Source organism: Altererythrobacter ishigakiensis, assembly GCF_001663155.1.
Classification (GTDB): domain Bacteria; phylum Pseudomonadota; class Alphaproteobacteria; order Sphingomonadales; family Sphingomonadaceae; genus Erythrobacter; species Erythrobacter ishigakiensis.
Map to the genome: position 1 here is coordinate 1,687,686 of NZ_CP015963.1, position 23,679 is coordinate 1,711,364.

General features: G+C 55.1%; 21 protein-coding genes. 11 read left to right on the top strand and 10 right to left on the bottom strand.

Translation table 11 applies throughout. From position 1 onward, the window contains the following. Positions 1-7: 7 nt before the first annotated feature. The gene (locus A6F69_RS08000) at positions 8-1,591 is read right to left on the bottom strand and encodes a pilus assembly protein TadG-related protein (protein WP_067599605.1); all 1,584 of its coding nucleotides are present in this window, start codon (positions 1,589-1,591) and stop codon (positions 8-10) included. A gap of 189 nt (positions 1,592-1,780) precedes the next feature. Between A6F69_RS08000 and A6F69_RS08005 the strand changes: the two genes are divergently transcribed. Both A6F69_RS08005 and A6F69_RS08010 read left to right on the top strand, forming a co-directional pair. Beyond that, positions 1,781-2,425, top strand: coding sequence for a hypothetical protein (locus tag A6F69_RS08005; RefSeq protein ID WP_067599608.1), 645 nt, complete (start codon positions 1,781-1,783; stop codon positions 2,423-2,425). A 140-nt stretch (positions 2,426-2,565) separates the two neighbouring features. After that, complete coding sequence (locus tag A6F69_RS08010; RefSeq protein WP_342669849.1) at positions 2,566-2,928, top strand: EF-hand domain-containing protein; 363 nt, start codon at positions 2,566-2,568, stop codon at positions 2,926-2,928. Position 2,929: 1 nt separating this feature from the next. Here A6F69_RS08010 and trmFO read toward each other — a convergent pair whose 3' ends face one another. Beyond that, entirely contained in the window at positions 2,930-4,297 is a 1,368-nt protein-coding gene (gene trmFO / locus A6F69_RS08015) for a methylenetetrahydrofolate--tRNA-(uracil(54)-C(5))-methyltransferase (FADH(2)-oxidizing) TrmFO (RefSeq protein ID WP_067599613.1), read from the bottom strand. A gap of 68 nt (positions 4,298-4,365) precedes the next feature. Here trmFO and A6F69_RS08020 point away from each other — a divergent pair, with 68 nt between their 5' ends. After that, positions 4,366-5,037 (top strand): lysoplasmalogenase family protein, encoded by a 672-nt coding sequence (locus A6F69_RS08020; protein ID WP_067602816.1) that lies wholly within the window; start codon positions 4,366-4,368, stop codon positions 5,035-5,037. On the opposite strand, the gene A6F69_RS08025 is transcribed toward A6F69_RS08020, so the two are convergent. Together A6F69_RS08025 and gyrA are read right to left on the bottom strand one after the other, a co-directional pair. Further along, positions 5,025-5,858 carry a TauD/TfdA dioxygenase family protein gene (locus A6F69_RS08025; RefSeq protein ID WP_245638213.1) on the bottom strand — a complete coding sequence of 278 codons (834 nt, stop codon included), beginning with the start codon at positions 5,856-5,858 and terminating at the stop codon, positions 5,025-5,027. The genes A6F69_RS08020 and A6F69_RS08025 overlap by 13 nt on opposite strands. 5 nt (positions 5,859-5,863) lie before the next feature. Beyond that, entirely contained in the window at positions 5,864-8,701 is a 2,838-nt protein-coding gene (gyrA, locus tag A6F69_RS08030; protein ID WP_067599618.1) for a DNA gyrase subunit A, read from the bottom strand. 301 nt (positions 8,702-9,002) lie between these two features. Here gyrA and A6F69_RS08035 point away from each other — a divergent pair, with 301 nt between their 5' ends. After that, positions 9,003-10,373 carry a hypothetical protein gene (locus A6F69_RS08035; protein ID WP_067599621.1) on the top strand — a complete coding sequence of 457 codons (1,371 nt, stop codon included), beginning with the start codon at positions 9,003-9,005 and terminating at the stop codon, positions 10,371-10,373. A gap of 76 nt (positions 10,374-10,449) precedes the next feature. Here the strand turns inward: A6F69_RS08035 and A6F69_RS08040 are convergent, their stop codons facing one another. Genes A6F69_RS08040 through A6F69_RS08055 form a run of 4 tightly spaced genes read right to left on the bottom strand, consistent with a single transcriptional unit; the run spans position 10,450 to position 13,175 of the window. Further along, positions 10,450-11,169, bottom strand: coding sequence for an NYN domain-containing protein (locus A6F69_RS08040; RefSeq protein ID WP_067599624.1), 720 nt, complete (start codon positions 11,167-11,169; stop codon positions 10,450-10,452). 40 nt (positions 11,170-11,209) lie between these two features. Continuing rightward, positions 11,210-11,851: a carbonic anhydrase gene (locus A6F69_RS08045; RefSeq protein ID WP_067599627.1), complete on the bottom strand. Its 642-nt coding sequence runs from the start codon at positions 11,849-11,851 to the stop codon at positions 11,210-11,212. Positions 11,852-11,880: 29 nt separating this feature from the next. Continuing rightward, positions 11,881-12,189 (bottom strand): P-II family nitrogen regulator, encoded by a 309-nt coding sequence (locus A6F69_RS08050; RefSeq protein ID WP_067599629.1) that lies wholly within the window; start codon positions 12,187-12,189, stop codon positions 11,881-11,883. Then, entirely contained in the window at positions 12,186-13,175 is a 990-nt protein-coding gene (locus A6F69_RS08055) for a sodium-dependent bicarbonate transport family permease (RefSeq protein ID WP_067599632.1), read from the bottom strand. Before A6F69_RS08055 ends, A6F69_RS08050 begins: the two co-directional genes overlap by 4 nt. A 77-nt stretch (positions 13,176-13,252) precedes the next feature. On the opposite strand from A6F69_RS08055, the gene lipA reads away from it, so the two are divergent. Together lipA and A6F69_RS08065 are read left to right on the top strand one after the other, a co-directional pair. Further along, a complete protein-coding gene (lipA, locus tag A6F69_RS08060) occupies positions 13,253-14,209 on the top strand; it encodes a lipoyl synthase (protein WP_067602819.1) in 957 nt (318 codons plus the stop codon). Then, positions 14,209-14,670, top strand: coding sequence for a type II toxin-antitoxin system RatA family toxin (locus tag A6F69_RS08065; RefSeq protein ID WP_067599634.1), 462 nt, complete (start codon positions 14,209-14,211; stop codon positions 14,668-14,670). The genes lipA and A6F69_RS08065 overlap by 1 nt, the downstream gene beginning before the upstream one ends. On the opposite strand, the gene A6F69_RS08070 is transcribed toward A6F69_RS08065, so the two are convergent. Continuing rightward, the gene (locus tag A6F69_RS08070) at positions 14,631-15,152 is read right to left on the bottom strand and encodes a CinA family protein (RefSeq protein ID WP_067599637.1); all 522 of its coding nucleotides are present in this window, start codon (positions 15,150-15,152) and stop codon (positions 14,631-14,633) included. The genes A6F69_RS08065 and A6F69_RS08070 overlap by 40 nt on opposite strands. Further along, the gene (locus A6F69_RS08075) at positions 15,152-16,300 is read right to left on the bottom strand and encodes a bifunctional 2-C-methyl-D-erythritol 4-phosphate cytidylyltransferase/2-C-methyl-D-erythritol 2,4-cyclodiphosphate synthase (RefSeq protein WP_067602822.1); all 1,149 of its coding nucleotides are present in this window, start codon (positions 16,298-16,300) and stop codon (positions 15,152-15,154) included. Before A6F69_RS08075 ends, A6F69_RS08070 begins: the two co-directional genes overlap by 1 nt. A 93-nt stretch (positions 16,301-16,393) precedes the next feature. Between A6F69_RS08075 and dusB the strand changes: the two genes are divergently transcribed. The 5 genes from dusB to ntrX are packed head-to-tail and all read left to right on the top strand — an operon-like array spanning position 16,394 to position 23,626. Beyond that, positions 16,394-17,410, top strand: a complete 1,017-nt coding sequence (dusB, locus tag A6F69_RS08080; RefSeq protein WP_067599640.1) for a tRNA dihydrouridine synthase DusB — start codon at positions 16,394-16,396, stop codon at positions 17,408-17,410. Positions 17,411-17,419: 9 nt separating this feature from the next. Next, positions 17,420-18,517 carry a two-component system sensor histidine kinase NtrB gene (locus A6F69_RS08085; RefSeq protein WP_067599643.1) on the top strand — a complete coding sequence of 366 codons (1,098 nt, stop codon included), beginning with the start codon at positions 17,420-17,422 and terminating at the stop codon, positions 18,515-18,517. Next, entirely contained in the window at positions 18,514-19,926 is a 1,413-nt protein-coding gene (locus A6F69_RS08090) for a sigma-54-dependent transcriptional regulator (protein ID WP_067599645.1), read from the top strand. Before A6F69_RS08085 ends, A6F69_RS08090 begins: the two co-directional genes overlap by 4 nt. Positions 19,927-19,985: 59 nt before the next feature. Then, positions 19,986-22,232, top strand: a complete 2,247-nt coding sequence (locus A6F69_RS08095) for a sensor histidine kinase (protein ID WP_067599647.1) — start codon at positions 19,986-19,988, stop codon at positions 22,230-22,232. Next, positions 22,232-23,626 carry a nitrogen assimilation response regulator NtrX gene (gene ntrX, locus A6F69_RS08100; protein ID WP_067599649.1) on the top strand — a complete coding sequence of 465 codons (1,395 nt, stop codon included), beginning with the start codon at positions 22,232-22,234 and terminating at the stop codon, positions 23,624-23,626. Before A6F69_RS08095 ends, ntrX begins: the two co-directional genes overlap by 1 nt. Positions 23,627-23,679 lie beyond the last annotated feature (53 nt).

Below are 23,679 nucleotides of genomic sequence, written 5' to 3' on the forward strand. Positions count from 1 at the left end.
TCCCCGCTTATGCGACCAGCCGAACACGCGTACCGCCGCTGCCGAAGACCTTCAGATTGTCTTCGTCAAAGCCGGATTCGCAAAAGCTAGATAGGTCGGCAGTACCGCTGATGTTGATGCGCTTTGCCGCAACCATCAAGCATTCAGAGTTTGCTCCAGCTGTGCCTGCCATCTCGATGTCGCTATTTGGAGTGTAGATCACCCCGTTCAGGAACGTCGACGCATTGCCGTTGATCATATTGCTATTAGAGCCACGGGAATTCGGATCTTCGAAAATGAGCATGCCCGCAAGATCTTCCGCGTCGTCTGCTGCAACGCCTGCGGCGATTAACTCGTTAACCGTCATCGCGGTGAGTTCGATATCCGCGCCACCGTTTATCTTCAGGCCCGCGCCATTCTTTAGAACAAACATGACGCCTGAACCTTTGAGTGAATACTGCGCGTTAACGTCCAGATCACCTCCGTCGATCACATAGATGCCGCTTGCAAGAGTTGTGTCGCAGCTCAAGTCAAAGTCAGAGTAAGTTCCCGGGAGCAAATTTGCCTCACCGCTGGTGCTGACATTGCCGGTCACATTGTACGTGATGGTGGTTGTCGTTGTGGCCTGCTCATAGACCTTGTCTGGGCCACTCCCCGCCACCTGATACAAGTCACTGACGATAGTCGAAGACTCATCGACCGGCAGAGTAGTATAGGTCTGTCCATTCAACTGAGAGGTATTGGTTTCATCCGCCTTTGCATCGATGAACTCGCCATATGCGACTGCTTGCCGAGCGTTACGGCCAATAAAGTAATCATAGCTGACCGAAACCACAGTCTGCTCATTTGCCGTATATGTAACGCTTGATGTTGCGCAAGTAAGTGTGCGCGGCGTTGGATTGTCAGGGGGCGTAAGCGACTCAAACGGATCGTAAAGGTCCTCTACGTTTTCAGCTTTGGTCGCGTTGGCAAAGCCGCCATGTTCATCGACGATCTTGCCGGCAGTTGCCACGCTTCCCACATCATAGGTGCCCGAAGAGCCACTGATCTCGATGGCTCTGTTATTATTGGATAGCGCTCCGATACCGCATGCCGCATTAACGGTCGGCCCGCCATTGAACCAAAGACCTTTGCTTTGTGTTTTGTCGAGAGCCAACAAGCAGGCGCGCCATTCAGCGATAGTTTCCCATGTCGCCTGTGCATTCACTCGAATTGTGGCACTGCGGCCCATTACGAACCCTGCAAAGGGCAGGTTGGCTGTTACCTCTGCTGTGACAACAACGCTGTTCTGGGTTCCGCCATCATAGTCAGCGAGTGCTGCAGTGTGGCTTGCGCCCTTTGAACCAGTAATCGACAGGTTGTCGCTGAATTCCTGATCGGCCCGTGTTATATAGGCGTTGGTGGTGTCACCGTTACCGCGTGACCACGCCGCCGCTAGCGCGGCTTGGTCTGCTGCAAATTGAAGCTCTCGCTGCCACAGGTACCACTGCGCTGTATCGACCGCGAGGCCAGCACCGCCCATCAGGGCAGGCATACCCAACCCGACCAAGATCGCTGCGTTACCGCTCTTGCTGCGGCAAAGTTTTCGGCTGAACTTGCGAAGTACACCCATGTTTTAATCCCTTTTCGGCAGCCTTCATTGGCTACTTTGGGACGCGCATAGCGCAGGCAAGGTATTCGGAACGTTCAATAGTGTGGTTAACAAAACCCGACCAAAACCATGCGCGGTTATCAGGAATCTTGCTGATTTACTGGATTTCTAAGGTTGACAGGAGGTGGCTTTACGGGACTAGCGAGTGCCATGAATTGGCTTGAGAAGCTTGAACTGGGCGATGCGGAACAGATCGCGGTGCAGTACACCCCCAAGCGATTGCGGGCCAAACTCGCGACGTTGTTCGCTCTCGATCGTCGGCTTGGCCAGTTGATCGCGCAAACGTCTGAACCCGCGTTGGGGCAGATGCGGCTTGCATGGTGGCGAGACGTCTTGAGGCAGGATCCCGCAAACCGTCCGACAGGTGACATCGTACTCGACGCGATCGGAGCACATTGGGTGGGGGCGGAATCTCAACTTAGTGAGTTGATAGATGGATGGGAGTATATGTTGAGCGATCCTCCATTGTCCGAACTTGCTGCGCGGAACTTCATTAACGGCCGGGTGCGGTCGATCCGGGCCGGTACAGATGGGGACACGGCGGTTGAAGCCGCAGCCAGAAGATGGGCCTGCGCAGATGCTACTGCGCATACCTCGCAAGAGGATGAGCGAGCACTTTTCGTGAGGATCGGTTTAGAGGAATCCGATTTACGCCCGCACTTTTCTCAACCGCATCGCGGAATGGCAGTGCTAAACGCGTTGAGCCTCCGCGCGCTAAAACGCGGTGGCCGACCACTCATGGAAGGTCGGGGTGCTGCGCTGACAGCTATTCGCGCGGGCATTATTCGAAAATAACAATATGAATCTTCATGCCCGTTGTGTAGGAATACTTGATGAACCGAATAATTTTCGGAATGTTTTTTGGTTTTTTACTGGCCACTGGGGGGCTGTACTGGTGGCAGGGTCGGGCTGAAGTAGAGTTATACGCACCTCCCTTGCCTGAACCAGAAGAAGACGCGCCCGCTCCGGAGCAACTACCGCTGACCGATCCAGCCGAGATGCTGGGCCCGGTTCCACCTGAAGCGAGCGAGCTTACTAGGGAGCAGCGCCGCTTTTTCCGCTATGACCGCAATCGTGATTGGCGCATCACTCGTAACGAAATGCTCTCGACCCGAAGTGACGGCTTTCGACGGCTGGATGTTGATGGAAACAACTTGCTCACATTTGAGGAATGGGCGGTCACTACCGCAAACAAGTTTGATGACGCGGATTTTGATGGAGACGGCAAGCTGACGCCGAAAGAGTTCGCCACGACTGCTCCAAAACGCAGCACCGGCCGTTCAGCGTGTCGTTGTTAGCCTATGCCGGCACGGCCTCGCTTGCTTTGATCCATTCAGCCATGTCGGCTTTGGCGCGTGAGGTATAGGCTTCTTTGCGCTGTTTTTTCTTTACATCGTGAAGCGGTGGGAAAAGGCCAAAATTCACGTTCATCGGTTGAAAAGTCTCTGCCTCAGCGTCCCCTGTAATATGGCTGAGCAGGGCACCCATGGCTGTCGTTGCAGGTAGAGGAGCCCATTCCCGCCCAGCCAGTTCGCAGGCCGCCATCATGCCTGCCATAAGACCAACTGCCGAGCTTTCTACATAACCCTCGCAACCGGTCACTTGCCCAGCGAAACGAATGTGCGGAGCGTCACGCAACCTGAGCTGGCGATCGAGCACGAGTGGCGAATTCAGGAATGTATTGCGATGCAAACCGCCCAATCGGGCAAACTCTGCATTCTCAAGCCCGGGGATGGTGCGGAAAAGCTCAATCTGCGCTCCATACTTCAGCTTGGTCTGAAAGCCGACCATGTTCCACAAGGTGCCCAGCTTGTTGTCCTGGCGCAGCTGAACCACAGCATAGGGCCAACGACCTTGCGGGTGTTCATCGGTCGTGTCGTAGGGATTGTCGAGCCCGACGCCTTTCATAGGACCGTACCGAAGTGTTTCCACACCACGCTCAGCCATCACTTCGATGGGCATGCAGCCTTCGAAATAGGGTGTATTCTTCTCCCAGTCGCGGAAATCAGTCTTCTCTCCATCAAGCAATCCTTGGTGGAAGGCCAAATACTGATCCTTTGTCATGGGGCAATTGATGTAATCTCCATCTTCATTCGAAGCTTCGGTCCGCTTGTTCCAGCGGCTCTGGATCCAGCATTTGGTCATGTCGATACTATCGCGGTGTACAATCGGCGCGATGGCATCGAAGAACGAAAGGCGTTCCTGCCCGGTTGCTTTAACAATATTCTCGGCCAGTTTCTGCGCGGTCAGGGGACCTGTAGACACGATCGTCAAGCCGGCGGTAGGTAATTCGTCCACGCGCTCGCGGACTATGGTGATATTGGGATGTTCTGACAGAACCTTTGTCACTTCATCAGAGAACACATCGCGATCCACCGCCATCGCGCTGCCCGCCGGGACCTGAGCCGTGCCTCCTGCACGCATGATCAACGAATCGAGCGCGCGCATCTCGTGATGGAGCAGGCCGACTGCATTCTTGGTGTCGTCATCGGAACGGAAACTGTTCGAGCAGACCAGTTCAGCCAGTCCGTCGGTTTGGTGCGCTGGTGTCATCTCTCCTGACCCGCGCATTTCGGATAAGCGCACCTTGTATCCGCGCTTCGCGAGCTGCCATGCAGCTTCACTGCCAGCGAGACCACCACCTATGATATGCACATCGTAAGTCATTGCATCGCGCAGTTAAGCTTGCAGGAGAGGGGCATCAAGCCCTAGCTATGCCGCAAGGGGAGAATACCATGCCAAAGCGTGCACTGATCGATCATCGGCCGTGGTTGCTTGCGAGTGTTATTGCGGCGGTGGCGTACTACTTTTTGCGCGACAATCCGATTGGAGAAATCTGGCTAATCGCACTTAAGGGGACGGGTGTGGCGTGCCTTGCCTTCTATGCAATGCGACGCGGTGCAGTTTCCGAAGGCCAGATTTTGGCGGCGGTAATGTTGTTCAGCGCGCTGGGTGACATGGGTATTGAGATTGATTTCACTCTCGGTGGTGGATTGTTCTTCGTCTCGCACGTGTTTGCGATCTGGCTTTATTTACGCAATCCGAGAGCGAAGCCGGTTGGTTCCCAGAAGGCGTTGGGCGTCGCCTTGTTGCTGGGTACCCCGTTCATTAGTTGGGTATTGAGCCAGGATCTGGCGGTGGCGCTCTATGGACTCGCGCTCGGTGGCATGGCGGCGTGCGCCTGGATGAGCCGTTTTCCGCGCTATCGCGTTGGTATCGGGGCGGTGCTGTTTGTAATCTCTGACTTTCTCATTTTCAGTCAGATGGGAACCTTCGATCTGGGCGATTTGCCGAGATTCCTGATTTGGCCGTTATACTTTGTAGGGCAATTTCTGATCGCGACCGGTGTGGTGCAGACACTGCGCGGTGAACACCCGGGGCATGAGAAGGCGCCTCAACCGGAGTAACCGGCGATGGTAGTACGGTGCAGTTCGCGCCTATGGCCTTCGTAACCGCCGGTTGCCTTGTGAAGGACACTGCGATTGTCCCACATGACCAGCATTCCAGGCTCCCAACGTTGACGGTAAACAAACTCATCGCTGGATTGCCATTGAGCGAGCTCTGACAGGAGAGCAATTGCGTCTGCCTGCTCCAATTCCTCTATGCCGATAATGTACCCGAGTGTTGAGAAGATCGCTTCTTCACCGGTTTCCGGGTGCTTCTGGATCAATGGATGTGTGCATGTTTCGCGCGCGCGCTCATCGGGTCGGATGTCCATGCTTCGCCCCACGTCTTTATCGCCATAAGAACCATCAGGCGCGTAGGCGAGCTGCGCAGAATGAACCGCGGTTAATCCACGCAGGAATTCTTTCCTTTCCTCGGTAAGCGCTTCAAACGCGGCGACTTGGTTTGCGAACAAGGTGTCGCCACCAGCAGGCGGAATATCGATAGCGAGCAGGCATGTTCCAGCTGGTGGACGGGTAAGAAAACTCCAGTCGCTGTGCCAATTCTCGGCGAAGAGTGGCGTTTTCTCATCTGCTTCGCGAAGAATTGCAGCGATATGTTCGCGGCCTTCGATCGGAGCAAAAAAAGGGTCCTGACCAAAACCGCCCATGGCCAAGGTGAAACGCTCTAATGCGTCATCGTCCATGTCTTGATCGGCAAAAGCCAGAACCTTGTGCTCCAGCCATGCTTCGCGGATTTCTGATATAAGGCCCGATGACAGCTCGCCCTCCAGATCAACCCCGGTAACCGTAGCACCGCAAGATTGACCGGATGGCGAGATCATCAGTCTCATTCGTTAGCGCCGCTCTCGATATCTTTGTCAGATTGTGGCGTTGTTTCGGGCGCTGTCTCATCTCCGCCGCCGCGCCGTTCGACCATCTCTTCGACGATTGTCTCTTCAGCTTCGTTCTCTGGTTCTTCCTCATCATCGATAAGGGCAGCGCCAACGATTTGCTCGTCCTTGGAGACGTTGAAGATGCGCACGCCAGAAGAGCCGCGGCCGGAAATGGAATAGCCCGCATGGGTTTCGAACCCGCCATCGATCATATGGCGGAAATCCACCGGAAGCCGGATCAGTTTGGCCTGGTCCGTCACCAGCATCAATTGCGAGCCGTGCTTCACAGGGAAGCTGGCAACTACAGACCCATTGCGGTTCTTGTCCGAAGGTTCGCCTATGTTGGTCAGGCCCATGCCACCACGCCCAATCGTGCGATACTCATACGCCGATGAAATTTTACCGTATCCGCGAGATGTAAGCGTGAGAATGAATTCCTCATTCTCGGCCATTTCAGCAACCTTGTTCGCATCCAGAGTCGGTTCGGCATCATTGTTCTTCCAGGCGGCCGCTCGCAAGTACGCATCGCGCACTTCCGTGTCGCGTTCACCCGCGTCCAGAACAGCCATCGAAACGACTTTCTGGCCTTCTTTCAGCTTCATTCCGCGCACACCGATACCGGTGCGGCTCTTCGTCTCGCGCGCATCGGTCGCAGAGAAACGGATCGCCTTGCCTGAATCTGAAGCCAGGAAGATCTCCTGATCTTCAGTCAGCAGTTCGACGCCAATCAACCGGTCGCCACTGCCCTCCACGAAGCCCATTGCATATTTGCCGTTAGAAGGAACATTGGTGAAAGCGTCCATCGAATTGCGGCGCACCATTCCTTGTTCGGTAGCGAAGACAATATTGAGCTTGTCCCACTCGCTCTCGTCTTCGGGTAGCGGAAGAACATTTGTCACGCGCTCATCGTCACCCAGCGGTAATAGATTTACCATCGGTCGGCCCTTGGTCTGAGGCCCACCTTCAGGGAGCTTCCAGACCTTCAGGCGGTAAACGCGGCCGGTATTGGTAAAAAACAACACCGGATTATGCGTAGATGTGACGAACAGTTCGACGACGGCATCCTCGTCCTTTGTTGCCATGCCGCTGCGCCCCTTGCCGCCCCGAGCCTGAGCCCGGAACGTATCAAGAGGCGTGCGTTTGATATATCCGCCATGCGTCACGGTCACGACCATCTCGTCGCGTTCAATCAGGTCTTCATCCTCGAGACCATCCCATGCCGGTGCAATCTCGGAAACACGCGGGGTGGCATAAGTATTGCGGATCTCTTCGAGCTCTTCGCGCAGCACACCGTAGAGTTTCACCCGGTCCGCCAGAATTGAGAGATACTCTTCGATCGCCACCGAGAGTTCTTTCAGTTCGTCTCCGATTTCATCGCGCCCCAACGCAGTCAGCCTATGCAGACGCAGATCAAGAATGGCCTTAACTTGCCGCTCGGAAAGGCGATATGTCCCGCCTTCTTCGTCCGCGGTCGGATCGATCGCTTCGACAAGGCGAATATATTGCGCAATATCTCCAATGGGCCATTCTTTGGCTAGCAAACGCTCGCGCGCAGCAGCGGGATTGGGCGCCCCGCGAATAATTGCGACCACTTCATCGAGATTGGACACCGCAACGACCAGGCCGAGCAAGGTGTGCGCGCGGTCACGTGCTTTATTGAGCTCAAATTTGGTGCGGCGTGTTATGACTTCTTCGCGAAAGGCGATGAAGGCTTGAATAATATCGCGAAGCGAGAGCGTCTCCGGGCGCCCCCCGCGAATTGCCAGCATATTGGCAGGGAAACTGGCCTGAGCCGGCGTGTGTCGCCAGATCTGGTTGAGAACAACTTCGGGCGTCGCATCGCGTTTCAAGTCGACCACCACGCGAACGCCCTCGCGCGAGCTTTCATCGCGAATATCAGATATGCCTTCGATGCGCTTTTCCTTGGCGGCATCGGCGATCTTCTCGACCAGGCCAGCTTTACCAACCTGGTAAGGGATCGAAGTCAGAACGATTGACTGCTTATCCTTGGGGCCGGTCTCAATCTCGTGCCTTGCACGCATTAGTATCGAACCACGCCCGGTCGTATAGGCGGCCTTTGCCCCCGATTGACCTAAGATTAGTGGTGCAGTCGGGAAATCGGGGCCCGGAATATACTGAAGCAGCTCCTCGGAAGTGATCGCGGGATTATCGAGGAATGCAAAGCAGCCATCGATAACTTCGCCCAGATTATGTGGCGGCACATTGGTCGCCATGCCCACTGCAATACCGCCTGCACCGTTGACGAGCAGGTTTGGGAAGCGGGCAGGGAGGACAGTTGGCTCTTGCAGCGAGCCGTCATAGTTATCCGCGAAGTCGACAGTGTCCTTGTCGAGATCATCGAGGAGTGTGTTCGCCACTCTTGCAAGTCGTGCCTCGGTGTAGCGCATGCTAGCAGGTGGATCCGGGTCCATCGACCCGAAATTGCCCTGGCCATCGACCAGCGGAACACGCAGAGACCAATCCTGTGTCATCCGCGCTAGCGCATCGTAGATCGCCGCATCACCATGTGGGTGATAATTACCCATCACGTCACCCACGATCTTCGCACTCTTGCGGTATGGGCGCCCGGCAACGAAACCACCTTCCTTACTGGCAAAGAGAATGCGCCGGTGAACTGGCTTCAATCCGTCACGCACATCGGGCAGTGCACGGCTAACGATTACGCTCATGGCGTAATCGAGGTAGCTCGTCTTCATCTCGTCGACGATATCGACGCGTTCAAATTCGCCCAGTGGTTGAGGCGAGGGCAGAGTTTCGGTTTCGTCGCTCAAAGCGGGTCCGTTCTGTTAAGCTGAAGTCCAGCGGAATATCGATTTCCAATGTAGGCTTTCGGCGAGATTTTCGCCAGTTTTCGTGCAGATAAATGCACCTTCAAACGACCTTTTTCCACACAAAGCACCATCACCGTGCGCGCGGAATCTAACCAACGCTGGATAAGTCATTCAAAGACTGTTCAGCACGGCTCACATAGGAGGAATTGCAAAATACGCCAGAGCAGGCCATTGGGTGCCTTGTGAGCTATTTTATGCGCGGAAGAACCGCGAATTTTCGAAGTTTTCAGGAGTGATTTTAATGCGTCTTTTCGTTTCACAATCGCGCACCTTAAAGAAGCCGGGTTCGTCAATCGTTATGGCTATTGCTCTGCTGAGCGGTACTGCAATGCTTAGCGGTGTGATTGCAGAGCCTGCGCATGCGCAACGCGACCGCAAAAAGAAGAAAGAGACCACTGAATATTCGAAGGAGTTTATCGAAGCCTTCACTCCATTGCAGGCCGCAGTGAATGCCAATGATGGCAGTGCGGCTGGTGTCGTTGGCCAGTTTCCGGCGATTGTTGCCCTTGCTCAGTCGGCCGACGAAAAGAACGCGCTTGGTGGCTTGATCTACAACGCCGGAGCGCAGACCGGTGACCAGGGTCTTCAACTTCAAGGTATGGGCTTGATGCTTGAGAGCGGCAAGGTAGCGCCCGAGAATGTCGGTCGCTTCAACTTTATCGCTTACCAATTGGCGAATGCTCGCGGTGACTATGCCGGATCGCGCGCTTATCTGCAGGCTGCAATCGATGCGAACTTCACAGCGGACAATGTGAGTGTTCCTGACATGCAGATTGCAATGGCAGAAAGCTTCATCACTGAAAACCGCATTCAGGAAGGTCTGGACTACCTTGCGACGGCAATCGAAACCAGGAAAGCAGCTGGTCAGCCTGTCGATGAGGCTTGGTACCGTCGCGGTCTTAGCGTGGCTTACAATAATGAAGTTGTCCCTCAGGTTTATGACTTTGCGTCGATTTGGATCGCCGCCTATCCGTCGGAGACAAACTGGAGGGACGCGGTGAATATCGTGCGTAACCTCAATAGCTACGAGCGCGGAGCAATGCTTGATCTGATGCGGCTTTCTTACCGTGTTGGCGCGATGCAGGAAAAATACGAGTATATCGATTATGTCGAAGCAGCCGATGCTCGCCGTTTGCCAAATGAAGTCAAGCGTGTGATCGAGGATGGCTACGCGTCAGGCGTGGTTAGCCGCGACGACATCTATATTTCCGATTCACTTGAGATTGCCGACGGGCGTATTGCGGCTGACGAGGCTGACCTGCCAGCATTGGAAAGTGACGCGCGGTCTGCCGATGCTGGCTTGCGCACAGTCGTGGCCGCGGGCGATGCTTTCCTGAGCTACAGCGAGTATGCCAAAGCGGAAGATTTCTACTCCAAGGCGGTTGATATGTCCGGCGCGGATCGTGACGAAGTTCTGACTCGGTTGGGCATTGCTCAAGTTGAGCAGGGCAAATTCGACGCAGCTAGCCAAACATTCGCTCAAGTCGGTGGGGCTCGTTCTCCAATCGCGAAACTTTGGACAGCCTATGTCAGCGAAAAGGCTGCGGCCGCAACGCCTGCGGCAGAGCCGTCAGCTCCTGCGGTTGCAGAGGCCGAAGCAGCCACAAGTTAAGATAAGCTTCGAATTTGATTTTGGCGGCGCGGTTTCTTTGTGGGAACCGCGCCGTCCTTGTTTAATCGCTGACAGACTATCGCAGGCGTTTCACGAAAACCTGGTTGTCCCGACGTTCGAGTTTGAAATTGTCGAGAGTAGCGAACATCTCGTTGAGGCTCTTATAGCCGTAATTGCGTACATCGAAGCTTGAACGATTTCCCGCGATCTGGCCAAGCTGAGAAAGATTAGCAAAGCCCTTCTCATCACGCTTGGCTTCTGAATATGCAGCGGTGATCAAATCCATCAGTTCATCATCGACTTGCGTAGCAGGATCTGACCCGTCTGGCGCATCTTGAGCAGGAAACTCCGATTTATAGTTGGCGATCAGTTTCTTGATCTCAATAAAACGGGTGCAGACGCTTTTGAAGGCTTGCGGGGTCTTGGCTTCGCCGAAGCCGTAGACGACGATCCCGTCCTGGCGGAGGCGGGTGACGAGCGGTGTGAAATCGCTGTCCGAGGTCATAATCCCGAAGCCGTCTACTTTGCCCTGATATAAGAGGTCGATCGCATCAATAGTCATCGCCATATCGGTGGCATTCTTTCCTTTTGACACGTCGAATTGTTGCTGCGGACGGATCCCGAATTTGTTGGTAATCTTGTCCCACCGCGCGAGATTGTCTTTCGCGAAGTTTCCGTATGCGCGGCGTATGTTGACCTGGCCCAGTTCGGCCATAACAGTTAGGACTGGATCGATCCCGTCTGGCGTTGTGTTGTCTGCATCTATCAGCAGAGCGATATTCTTAAGTTCTGACATGCGCACTTACGTGGGGGCGATGGCGCGCCCGGGCAAGCGATTAATCCTCGGGAAGAAATTCGCCAGTATCTTCGTCGAGCGAATAGAGTACGCCTTCCTTGATTGAGAAATGCGCTCCGCGCAGCTTCAATGCGCCCGCCTTCTCTTTTTCTGCCAACCACGGGAATGTCCGCAGATTGGTGAGGCTTTGGCGAATGGCGGCAAACTCCATAGCCAATTCAGCCTTGCGGCCAGTCGTGCCATGCTTCTCCGCGACAATTTGACTAGCTTCATCAAGCAGATTGACCCAATCCGCAACAAACCCGCCTTTACCGGGCTCCTTTGCCTTCATGCTTCCGGTAAGCGCCGCCTGACAGCCACCGCAGCGACCGTGCCCCATCACCACGATCTGCTTAACTTCCAGCATCTGGACTGCAAACTCGATTGCGGCGGAGACGCCGTGGTAGCCGGGTGATGTTTCAAAAGGAGGAACCAGCGCTGCAACGTTTCGTACAACGAAAATTTCGCCCGGATCGACGTCGAAAATCTGGGCAGGATCTACGCGGCTATCCGAACAGCCAATTATCATCAGTTTGGGTTGCTGGCCTTCGGCAATGGTTTGTTCAAACCTTTCGCGCTGGCGCGGGTAGGTTTCCTCTCGAAAACGTCGATAGCCTTTCAGCAGTTCGGCAAATTCTGGCATCGCTTGCTATCCCCCCGTAGAAACAGACCTCAGAATCGCTCGCCTCGAATAACCTGCACGTCCCACATGGTGAGTATGAAACCGTGAGAGGTGAGCATAGGGGCGATATCCTCTGCAAGCTGCATCGCTTTGTCTTCCGGCGCGATCGTCAAAACGAAAACCTTGTCTGTTCCCATAACGCGTTCTTCGCGCCAATGCCCGTCGCGCCCTTTGCCTGAGTCAACGGGAGTGACAGTCCAGCCAGTGATTTCAGCCCTTTCAATGGCCGCTGTTACGCGCTTCAGCAGCGCCTTGTCGGTCAGGATTTCAATCCGCTTGCGGGTGACAGTTTCGATCATGGCATGATCCCTCCGCCACCAGTCAGATAGGCGGCAAATGCGCTAATAAGGCCAATGTTGACAAGCACGTTGAACGGGAAGGTTATGCTCAGCGACATGGTCAAGTATATTCCCGGATCCGCCTCCGGCAGCGCTAACCGCATGGCTGCGGGCACAGCAATGTAGCTGGCGCTTGCGCAAAGAACGCCCAGCGCCGCAGCTGAACCCGCATCAAGCCCGATTGCGACCCCAAGGCCAGTCCCGACAGCGCCATTGATCAGTGGTAGTAAGATAGCGATCAAGCCAAGGCGCCATGTGATTGCGCGCGAATCCATCATGCGACGTGCGGCGATCAAACCCATATCAAGCAGGAAGATGCAGAGCACACCTTTGAAACCTGCCTCAAAGAATGGGCTTACATCGGCGAAGCCATCTACCCCGCCGATCAACCCGATGACGAACGCGCCGAGTAGCAACATGATCGACGAGTTGGTGAATACCTCATGTAACATCTCACCGGTCGATTGCCCGCTGTTACCCGAGCTTCCGAGACCGCGCGCCAGCATGAGGCCTGAGAGAATCGCCGGAGCTTCCATCGCGGCCATCACAGCAACCATAAATCCGCCGGGTTCGCGAGCTTGGCCAGTCAGAATTTCTACTGCAGTGACGAATGTTACGACACTGATAGAGCCATAGTGCGCGGCAACAGCGCCCGAATTGATCCGGTCGAGCCTGCCGAATGTCTTAAGAACCGCATAGGCGAAGAATGGCAGGATGAAACCGGCTGCGATGCCGGCCACCAGAGCCGCAATCACCGTTCCGTCTATACCTGACTTGGCAACCGCCACACCGCCCTTGAGGCCGATCGCCGCCATCAAATAGAGCGACATGCCTTTCGCAATGGCTTCCGGAATGGCGAGATCTGATCTTACAAATGCCGCAAAAACGCCAAGCACGAAGAACAGAACTACAGGTGACGTGAAAGTCTGCAGTGTCGTAGCGTCCATGAAATTGCGTTAGCCACGCATACCAATGTCGGCAAGAGCCCATTGCACGCTATCCCGCGTTACCCTACATGGCGCGCATGAACGACCTTTCCTCTGTTCCGCCGAAAGATGAGGCACCGCGCCCGGCACGCCAGCGCAAACCGGATTGGATCCGCGTAAAGGCGCCTGTCAGCAAGGGATATAACGAGACGCGCAAGCTGATGCGCGACCTGAACCTTAATACCGTGTGCGAAGAGGCGGCATGTCCGAACATCGGTGAATGCTGGACCAAGAAGCATGCCACTGTGATGATCCTTGGCGACGTTTGCACGCGCGCCTGCGCGTTCTGCAACGTCAAGACCGGCATGCCACGCATGGTCGATCCCATGGAACCTGACAACGTCGCGATCGCAGCAGGAAAGATGGAGCTTGAACACATTGTCATAACCAGCGTCGACCGCGATGATTTACCAGATGGCGGGGCAGGGCAGTTCGTGAAGGTAATCAAGGCGCTTCGCCGTGAGACCCCGAGTACAACAATCGAAATCCTGACACCTGATTTCAGAGGCAAGATGCGTCCCGCGGTTGAGGCAATTTGTGAAGCCGGACCAGACGTCTACAACCACAACCTTGAGACTGTGCCGCGGCTTTATCCCACGATACGTCCGGGCGCTCGGTACTATGCCTCTCTGCGTTTGCTCGAAGAGGTAAAGCGCCACGACCCGATGATTTTTACCAAATCAGGCATCATGCTGGGTCTGGGCGAGCAACGCTTGGAAGTCCATCAGGTGATGGATGACATGCGCAGCGCCGAAATCGATTTCATGACGATGGGTCAGTATCTGCAGCCAACGCCAAGACATGCAAAGGTAGAAGACTTTGTCACGCCCGATGCATTCAAGGCCTATGGTTCGATTGCGCGTGCCAAGGGATTTTTGCAGGTCGCATCAAGCCCGCTCACCCGTTCCAGCTATCACGCCGGTGACGATTTTGCGGAAATGAAGGCTGCTCGCGCGGAGAAACTCGCTAAGGCAGAAGCGCGCGCTAAGGCCTGATGCCGGGAATTCGTGAAACCCGTCGGCTACCTTATACGGCCGAACAAATGTTCGATCTGGTGGCCGATGTAGGCCGTTATAGCGAGTTCTTGCCATGGGTTGTCGCAACACGGGTGCGATCGGATAGCGACACCGAGATGGTGGCTGATATGGTCGTTGGCTTTAAATCGATCCGTGAGAAATTCACCAGCCGGGTCTCGAAAGATCGTCCCCGGGAGATCGACGTCCATTATGTAGATGGTCCACTCCGCGATCTGGATAATACATGGATTTTCAGGGCTCATCCGGACGGAGGGTGCGAGATAGACTTTACCGTCGAGTTTACCTTCAAGAACCGCATGTTCGAGAGGATTGCGGGTCAATATTTCGACCGCGCCTTTCACAAGATGGTTGCTGCGTTCGAAGCCCGCGCGGATGAAGTTTATGGCAAGAGCAGTTCAAGCGCGCATAGCGTTGCCTGATGGCGAACTTCTGCTCGGTTCATGTCAGCAAAATGCTTTAGCTCGCCTTCGGGCTCAGCATCGCTCCCATTGCAAGCTTTGGCAAAAACAACTGTTCCAACTGGTTTCAGAGTCGTACCACCGTCTGGGCCTGCGACACCGCTAATTGCCACCGCTACGTCAGCGCTGCTCCGCTGTAAGGCGCCATTGGCCATCGCCCAGACGCACGCGATCGAGACCGCTCCAAAGGTTTCGATGATATCTTGAGCGACACCCAAAGATTCCATCTTGGCCTCGTTCGAGTAAGTGACGAACCCACGATCGAGTACTGCTGAAGAACCGGGGATTTCGGTCAATGCAGCGGCCACAAGTCCGCCGGTGCAACTTTCCGCAAGCGCAATCTTGCGGCCCGCTGCAGCATTCTCTTCGACCACGCGGCGAGCAAGTGCATCGATATCGGCCGGAAGCAAGCTGCCGTGTTCGGGTTGTATATCTTCGCTCATCAATCTCTCTGTAGGCTTGCGATGGCCTGTGCAGCAATCCCTTCGCCGCGGCCGGTAAATCCGAGTCTTTCTGTTGTGGTGGCCTTTACACTCACCTGGGTAACATCAACGCGCAACAGTTCGGCGAGCCTTGCCCGCATGCCTTCCCGATGCGTACCGATCTTGGGTTCTTCGCAAATTATTGTCAGGTCGACATTGCCGATGTGAAATCCTGCATTTTCGACCAGCTTAACGGCGTGCTCTACAAACTGAGGGGAGGGTGCCCCTTTCCATTTTGGATCGCTAGGTGGAAAATGCGTTCCGATGTCACCGTCACCTATCGCTCCCAGCAAAGCGTCGACAACACAATGCAGGGCGACGTCTGCATCAGAGTGTCCGGCAAGCCCTTTGTCGTGCGGTATTTGCACGCCGCACAACCAAAGTTCTTCACCTTTGACCAGACGGTGCACATCAAAGCCTTGTCCGACGCGCATGGCAGGAGTTTTGCTCACCAGATCCTCCGCGAATGTGATCTTTTTGAGTCTTTCGTCACCATCCACCAAGCCCACGGTTCCGCCGTTGGCCATAAGAACCTGTGCGTCATCGCCAGCATCCTTTGCACCTTTCCATGCCCGATGGGCAGTGAGGATCTCATCAAAACGAAACGCCTGTGGAGTTTGCACCCGGCGCAGCATGTCGCGGTCTGCCTTTGCCGTCATAATGCCATTCTCAGCGACTGCTATGCTGTCCACTACCGGAAGAACAGGAATTGCGCCCTGGTAGATGTCTATCATATCGAGCAAACCACTGATCACGTCATCGGGAATGTCCGGACGCGCGGCATCGTGGATCAAAACGCGTTCGCAGCTATTGTCAGCAAGAGCTTGAAGGGCATTGCAGACGGATTCTTGGCGTGTCTTTCCGCCGGTTACCAAGCGGTACCCTGACAAACCACTTAATGAAGATTGCGCAATGTCCTCACTAGCAGGAGGTATGGCTACAAGAACTTCAGCTGCGCCAATAGACAAAAACGTCTCGACCGAATGGCGAACCAGCGGAATGCCGCGCCACGTGGCAAATTGCTTTGGAATATCGCCACCCGCGCGCAGGCCTTTTCCGGCGGCGACAACGATCGCTGCAAAACGCGGGAGGGGAGTTGTCTTGGTCACTTTAATCTCAAACTCGGTGCCCGCGCTTAGGGGCTGGACGAGCCGAGTGCAATCCACTATGCGCTGCCCAAATTTTAGGCAGCTGCTTCACAAATGACTTCGCTTCCCACACCACCGGCCTTGAAGCCGATCCGGATTGGATCTGTCACCATCGAGACGCCAGTCGTGCTTGCGCCGATGACCGGCGTTACGGACTTGCCGTTTCGCAAGCTGGTGCGTCGGTATGGGTCTGGCCTCAATGTAACCGAGATGATCGCTAGCCAAGCTGCGATCCGGGAAACACGCCAGTCGATCCAGAAGGCTGAATGGGACAAAACCGAAGACCCTGTTTCTATGCAGTTGGTTGGCTGTGATCCCGAAAGCATGGCTGAGGCGGCAAAATTGCAGGAAGGCAACGGCGCTGCGATCATCGACATCAACTTCGGATGCCCCGTGCGCAAGGTCGTTAATGGTTTTGCCGGAAGTGCGTTAATGCGCGAAGTGCCATTGGCGACCAAGCTGATGGAAGCTACGGTCAAGGCCGTAAATGTACCCGTCACCGTGAAGATGCGCATGGGCTGGGATCATGCCAGCCTGAACGCGCCTGAGCTGTCCCGAATTGCCGAAGACCTCGGAGTGAAAATGATCACCGTCCACGGTCGCACCCGCAACCAGATGTACAAGGGCAGTGCTGACTGGTCGTTTATTCGGAGGGTAAAAGAGACGGTAGATATACCTGTCATCGTGAATGGCGATATTTGCACCATCGCGGATGCGGCGAAGGCGCTCGAGCAGTCGGGCGCTGATGGATTGATGATCGGGCGCGGTGCTTACGGTAAACCGTGGCTACTCGGCCAGGTCATGCATTGGTGGCGTACCGGCGAAATGCTCGAAAGCCCGAGCTTTGACGAACAGTACGAGACGTTGGTCGAGCACTATAACGACATGCTGGAACACTATGGCCGCGATGTCGGGACCAAGATCGCGCGCAAGCACCTAGGGTGGTACACTAAAGGGATGCATGGCTCTGCCGAATTCCGCAATCACGTGAATTTCATTGACGATGCGGATCAGGTTTTGGGTGAGATTGAGCGCTTCTATGCTCCCTTCCTCAAGCGCCGTGCGGCCTGATGGGCTAAGATGAGCAAGGTTGAAACAGTCATTCGAGCGAAGCCTGACAAGGCCGCGCAAATCGAGGGTCTGGTTTTTGCTGCTATCTTGATCGACCCTGATGGGCGTATAGCAGAGTTGAATTACGCTGCAGAAATGCTTCTGAGCAAGAGCGAGAAGAAGCTTGTAGGCAAGCATGTCGCCGCGAGCGTCGAGTTGCTGGATAAGCGTGTATTGGAACACTTGGATGACCCGGAATCGCCTTTGGTGGCTCGCAATGTGGGGCTTCGGGTGAACGGCCAGGAAAGCCGAGTCAATCTTACCATTTCGCCGCTCTCATCACACACAGGTTGGCGTGTGATGACTCTTTCGGACATTGGGCGCGACGATGGTCTGCATGAGCAGGAGAGCGAAGTAGCAACTCTTGGGGCGCCCTCGATCCTTGCTCACGAAATTCGCAATCCGCTGGCAGCAATTCGCGGCGCTGCGCAGCTTGCCTCGAGGAAGCTGGAGCCAAAGGAACGTGGTCTTGCAAAGGTGATCACGGATGAAGTCGATCGGATTGCGAGATTGATCGACAGGATGCAGCAGCTTGGCGGATCAACGCGTGAGGAGCTTGCCCCGACCAATTTACATGAATCGATCCGTTCCGCACTCGCTACTGTGCGCGCAGGGGGAACAGACGGTGTGGAGCTGGTTGAAGAGTTTGATCCATCTTTGCCTCCTGTTCTGGCCAATCGTGACGCTCTGGAACAGGTAGTGATGAACCTTGTCATAAATGCTTGCGATGCATTGCGTAGCCGCGAGCAGCCTGACCCGAGGGTTACGGTGCGGACACGATTTGTGAGTGGATTTGCTTTCAGCGCAATGCGTGAAGGCAGGGCCGTGAAGCTGCCAATAGAGATTACTGTGACAGACAATGGTCCGGGAATCGACGAGGCATTGCGAGATCATGTTTTTGAACCCTTCGTTACATCGAAGAAATCTGGTCAAGGCCTGGGTTTGGCGCTCGTGCGAAAGCTTGTTCGGGATATGTATGGCCGTATCGCGCATGAACGCGACACTCGGGAGAATTTGACGCACTTCCGACTGCACTTGTCTCTGGCCGAAGAAGGAGGCGATGCATGAGTAGCAAGGTTCTGTTAGTCGAAGATGACCGTTCTATCGCGACTGTGGTTACTGCAGCGCTGGAGGATGAAGGCTTCATTCTTCACCATTGCGAAAACATCGCCTCTCGTGATCGTTTGTTGAGCGAACACCGGTTCGACGTGATGTTGACCGATGTAATGCTGGGCGATGGCGATGGAATCGAAAGCCTGCATGATGTTCGCAAAGCTGATGCGGAAATGCCGGTCATTATACTTTCGGCACAAAATACCTTGGATACGGCTGTGCGCGCGAGTGAGACGAACGCCTTTGAGTATTTCCCTAAGCCGTTTGATCTTGATGAGCTGGTCCGCGCCGTAAAACAGGCGGCCGGGCAGCGTTCAGGAGCTGAAGCCACGCCTGCGGCCGAAGGCGACGGTATGCCGCTGGTCGGGCGTAGCCAGGCAATGCAAGGTGTTTATCGAATGATAACCCGCGTTCTGCGCAACGACCTGACGGTTCTGGTAACGGGTGAATCAGGAACCGGGAAAGAGCTGGTTGCAGAGGCAATTCATCAACTTGGCGCCCGTAAGTCCGGTCCGTTTGTGGCAGTCAATACTGCTGCAATCCCTTCAGAGCTGATTGAGAGCGAATTGTTCGGGCACGAAAAGGGTGCATTCACTGGAGCTGTTGCACAGACCATAGGGAAATTCGAACAGGCGAACGGCGGAACTTTGTTCCTGGACGAAATTGGCGACATGCCTGCGGAAGCGCAGACGCGTCTATTGCGCGCACTTCAATCGGGGCGGATCCGGCGTGTAGGCGGCCGGCAGGAAATCACCGTCGATGTTCGGATCATCGCAGCCACCAATCGCGACCTTGCCCCGATGATAGCGGAAGGGACATTTCGCGAGGACTTGTTCTACCGATTGAATGTAGTGCCGATCGAGCTCCCACCGCTCCGCGAACGTGTTGAAGACATTGAAGTGTTGACGCAGCATTTCCTAGGATTGGCTGCAGAAGACGGGTTGCCTCGCCGACAGATCGCACGCGAGGCGGTCGAGTTGTTGGAGCAACGGCGATGGCGCGGCAATGTGCGAGAGTTGCGCAATGTGGTTTATCGTCTGGCTTTGCTAGCAAGAGACGAAGTGATTGACGCCTCAGTCTTGAGCGAAGTCATCGGACCTGAAGGGCAGGGGGCGCCAGAAGCACAAAAACTCGACTTTGAAGGTGCGCTACAATTGTGGTTGGCGGCAAACCATCCAGCGCCTGGAGCGCTCTACCAAAGCGCACTCGCAGCGTTTGAAAAGCCGCTTATGGAGTATGCGTTGGCTCAAACGGGGGGAAACCAGCTCCGTGCGTCGAAACTATTAGGGATCAATCGCAACACGTTGCGCAAACGCTTGTCAGAACTGTCTATAAACGCTGATCGCTTTGCCAGACCGCTTTAACGCAGTGGCCGCAAAAAATACTTGCATAATTGCAACAATCTAGTTGTATCTGTGCAACTATGGATGGCCTGTCTGCAACACAAACGAAGAGATCGCCCCGCTGGCGGCGGCAGTTCTCGATAGCGACACGCCGATCAAATCTTTTCACCTGGCTCGAGATTGGCTGCGGAGTCCTGTTGCTGATTGCTATATGGAGCACTTGGTTCGCCTTTACACGCGATCCGGTCGAGGGGGAGCTGCTGCCATCGGCGCAGGTCTCTTTCTTGCTGGTACTCTCTTTGATTCCGGCCATTGGCTTGGTCGTATTATTCGGGCGACGCATTGCGCTCAGACGAGCGGCGGGCAGCACGGCCCGCCTACACGTCAGACTCGTGTTCTTTTTCTCTCTATTGGCTGCGGTTCCGACTATTTTGGTGGCAGGCTTTGCTGCTTTTCTGTTCCAGTCCGGGGTTGATTTCTGGTTTTCTGACGAGCCTCGGAATCTGATGGATAACGCCAATGAACTGGCTCAAGGGTACTACGATCAGAACCAACGACAGGTTGCCGCTGAAACAGTTGCCATGGCAGGTGACATTCGGTTCTATCTTCAGCAAGGCGGTGCAGTCACCGAAGATCAATTCGGAGACTTCTACGCCCTGCAAATGACCGGCCGGGAACTGACTGAAAGTGCAATATATCAATTGGTGAATGACGGGTCGATCCGTACGGCGGCCATGTCAAACCTTTCGCAAGACAATGATACCAGCGATGCCATTGCAGCCGCGTTGCCAGCCATCGACCAGGGCGAACTGGTATGGGTGAACGGCACTCCTGAAAGGATCGAGGCGCTTGCCCCGGTTGATCGCGAGGCAGGCATATATCTCTATAATGCTCGAAGCGCTGAAGCGGGGCCTTTTGAATATTGGGAGAATGCGCAGCGCGTGGCCAACAGTTTTGAAGCGTTGACCGCGGAGGCGCGAACACTGCAGCTCCGGTTCAACCTTGCATTGTTTGTTGCCAGTCTTGCTTTGGTCAGTCTCGCGGTCTGGTTTGCGCTGCGATTTGCTGATCGTCAGGTAGAGCCGCTGACGGATTTGGTCGTAGCTGCCAATAAAGTGGGGGCTGGCAATTTTGCATTGCGGGTTGAGGGGCGGACCGGTGCAGATGAAATCGGGATGCTCAACCGCGCATTCAACCGCATGACGCAGCAACTCGACAAACAAACCCGCGCATTGGTCGATGCCAATAGCCAACTTGATGAGAGGCGCGCATTTATGGAGGCCGTACTTGAATCGGTCACCGCGGGTGTCATCTCGATTGATGCGGATCACAAGGTCTTGCTGATCAATGGTTCGGGGCAAACGCTGCTTTTCGACGAGGCGACGCCGAGCGAAGCATTCGGCATGAAACTGGGAGATGTCTCTCCTCAGATCGATGCAATGATTGACGCCGGTCTGTCGAGCGGCATCGTTACGCATTCCAAGGGCACCGAACTGCTGACCCTTGCCGTCAAGATCGCGCCGGAGAATGACGGTCATGTGATCACATTTGAGGACATTACGCGGCAACTGCTGGATCAACGTCAGGCGGCATGGTCTGATGTGGCGCGGCGCATTGCGCATGAAATCAAGAACCCGCTTACACCGATCCAGCTTGCAACCGAACGTCTCAAGCGACGCTATCGTCGACAGATCGAAAGCGATGGTGATTTGTTTGACGAACTCACCAACACCATTGTTCGTCAAGTAGGTGACCTTCGCAAGATGGTCGATGAGTTTAGCTCGTTTGCTCGGCTACCAAAGCCTACCTTCCGGCATGAGGATGCATTGGACCTCTTGCGCCAGTCGCTTTTTCTTCAAGAGGTCGCCCACTCAAATATCGACTTCGATCTTTCTGTAGAAGACATGGATACACCGGTCATCAATTGCGACAGGCACCAATTTGGGCAGGCGATGACAAATGTGCTCAAGAACGCCGTCGAGGCGGTCGAGGCGCGAGCAAAGACGGAAGAGCCGGATTATCGCGGCAATATATCGGTGCGGATGTCTGGAGACCTTAGCCACGTCACGGTCGCGATCGAAGACAATGGCGTTGGACTGCCGCAAGAGCGCGAGCGAATAACCGAACCCTATATGACGACGCGTGAGAAGGGCACAGGCCTTGGACTCGCAATCGTCAATAAGATCGTCGACGAGCACGGCGGCGAGATGAGTTTTTCCAGTGGGGCAGATGGCGGTACGCGCGTTGTCATGCGCTTTGCGCGCGACCCGCTGGAAAAGGGCGTCGACCATCCACATGAAACGATTACCAAAGAGGGACAGCCCTGATGGCGCTTGAAATCCTTGTAGTTGATGATGAACGTGACATCCGAGACCTGGTTTCGGGCGTGTTGAGTGATGAAGGGTACGAATGCCGCACCGCCGGCGACAGCGCGAGTGCGCTCGCCGCCATAGATGAGCGTCGGCCCAGCCTCGTTCTGCTCGATGTTTGGCTCCACGGCAGTGATATGGATGGCCTTGAAGTGCTCGACGCGATCAAGCAGCGCGAACCGGAGCTGCCGGTGATTATCTTCTCCGGCCACGGTAACATCGATACAGCTGTGTCGGCTGTTAGCCGCGGGGCTATGGATTTCATTGAGAAACCCTTCGAAGCTGAACGCCTTTTGCTCTTGGTCGCGCGTGCGACAGAAACTGAGCGCTTACGTCGCGAGAACACTCAATTGCGCGAGGGCTTTTCGCGGGGTGAAGAATTCACCGGAAACTCATCTGCGATTAATGCGGTCAGGGCGACGCTTAAGCGAGTGGCAAATACCGGCAGTCGGGTCTTGATCTCAGGCCCCGCTGGGGCGGGGAAGGAAGTGGCGGCTCGACTGCTCCACAGCTGGAGCCCGCGTGCCGACCACGCATTTGTAATCGTCAATTCCGCCCGAATCACACCGGAACGGTTCGAGCAAGAGCTCTTCGGCGAAGAGAATGATGGCAAATTGGTGCGCCCCGGATTGCTCGAGTTGGCGGATGGTGGAACCCTTTACCTTGACGAAGTGGCTGACATGCCACTTTCGACCCAGGCACGCATCCTACGTGTTCTGACAGATCAAAGCTTCGTGCGCGTTGGTGGAAGTCGGCAAATCGGTGTCGATGTGCGCGTTGTCTCGTCAACGTCGCGAGATCTTGCCAGTGAAATGGAGGAAAAGCGCTTTCGCGAGGATTTGTTCTACCGCCTCAACGTTGTGCCTGTTGAAATACCTTCACTGGCTGACAGGCGCGATGATATTCCTGCTTTGGCTGAACATTTCTTCACGCGTTATGCCAGTGATCAGGGGTTGCCGGCACCTGGAATTAGCGATCAGGCGATGGCCGCGCTTCAGGCATATGATTGGCCCGGAAACGTGCGTGAGCTCCGCAATTTGGTCGAGCGCACGATTATCATGACGCCGCGCGAAGAGTTGGAGAACATTGAGCCTAACATGCTTCCTCCGGAGATCACCGGTGAGAATTCAGCGGTTGAGCCTGACACTCCGACCTTGGGCGGTGTGATGGGGGTTCCCTTGCGCGAAGCTCGCGAGAGTTTCGAGCGTGAGTATCTTTCAGTGCAGATTCGTCGTTTTTCAGGAAATATCTCCAAGACTGCGACCTTCATCGGAATGGAGCGCTCTGCCTTGCATCGAAAGCTCAAGTTGCTTGGCATGACCGACCGAAAGACGAAATCAACGGAAGAGTAGCCTCTCGAACTGCCAAGTCGCGAGATTGGCATTGCAGGTGGCGCGTGAACTCG

Bases quoted from the DNA above. Each gene is read 5' to 3' on its own strand.
- A6F69_RS08000 (WP_067599605.1), bottom strand. From the start codon at position 1,591: ATGGGTGTACTTCGCAAGTTCAGCCGAAAACTTTGCCGCAGCAAGAGC.
- A6F69_RS08005 (WP_067599608.1), top strand. From the start codon at position 1,781: ATGAATTGGCTTGAGAAGCTTGAACTGGGCGATGCGGAACAGATCGCG.
- trmFO (WP_067599613.1), bottom strand. From the start codon at position 4,297: ATGACTTACGATGTGCATATCATAGGTGGTGGTCTCGCTGGCAGTGAA.
- A6F69_RS08020 (WP_067602816.1), top strand. From the start codon at position 4,366: ATGCCAAAGCGTGCACTGATCGATCATCGGCCGTGGTTGCTTGCGAGT.
- A6F69_RS08025 (WP_245638213.1), bottom strand. From the start codon at position 5,858: ATGATCTCGCCATCCGGTCAATCTTGCGGTGCTACGGTTACCGGGGTT.
- A6F69_RS08035 (WP_067599621.1), top strand. From the start codon at position 9,003: ATGCGTCTTTTCGTTTCACAATCGCGCACCTTAAAGAAGCCGGGTTCG.
- A6F69_RS08040 (WP_067599624.1), bottom strand. From the start codon at position 11,169: ATGTCAGAACTTAAGAATATCGCTCTGCTGATAGATGCAGACAACACA.
- A6F69_RS08045 (WP_067599627.1), bottom strand. From the start codon at position 11,851: ATGCCAGAATTTGCCGAACTGCTGAAAGGCTATCGACGTTTTCGAGAG.
- A6F69_RS08050 (WP_067599629.1), bottom strand. From the start codon at position 12,189: ATGATCGAAACTGTCACCCGCAAGCGGATTGAAATCCTGACCGACAAG.
- A6F69_RS08055 (WP_067599632.1), bottom strand. From the start codon at position 13,175: ATGGACGCTACGACACTGCAGACTTTCACGTCACCTGTAGTTCTGTTC.
- lipA (WP_067602819.1), top strand. From the start codon at position 13,253: ATGAACGACCTTTCCTCTGTTCCGCCGAAAGATGAGGCACCGCGCCCG.
- A6F69_RS08065 (WP_067599634.1), top strand. From the start codon at position 14,209: ATGCCGGGAATTCGTGAAACCCGTCGGCTACCTTATACGGCCGAACAA.
- A6F69_RS08070 (WP_067599637.1), bottom strand. From the start codon at position 15,152: ATGAGCGAAGATATACAACCCGAACACGGCAGCTTGCTTCCGGCCGAT.
- dusB (WP_067599640.1), top strand. From the start codon at position 16,394: ATGACTTCGCTTCCCACACCACCGGCCTTGAAGCCGATCCGGATTGGA.
- A6F69_RS08085 (WP_067599643.1), top strand. From the start codon at position 17,420: ATGAGCAAGGTTGAAACAGTCATTCGAGCGAAGCCTGACAAGGCCGCG.
- A6F69_RS08090 (WP_067599645.1), top strand. From the start codon at position 18,514: ATGAGTAGCAAGGTTCTGTTAGTCGAAGATGACCGTTCTATCGCGACT.
- A6F69_RS08095 (WP_067599647.1), top strand. From the start codon at position 19,986: ATGGATGGCCTGTCTGCAACACAAACGAAGAGATCGCCCCGCTGGCGG.
- ntrX (WP_067599649.1), top strand. From the start codon at position 22,232: ATGGCGCTTGAAATCCTTGTAGTTGATGATGAACGTGACATCCGAGAC.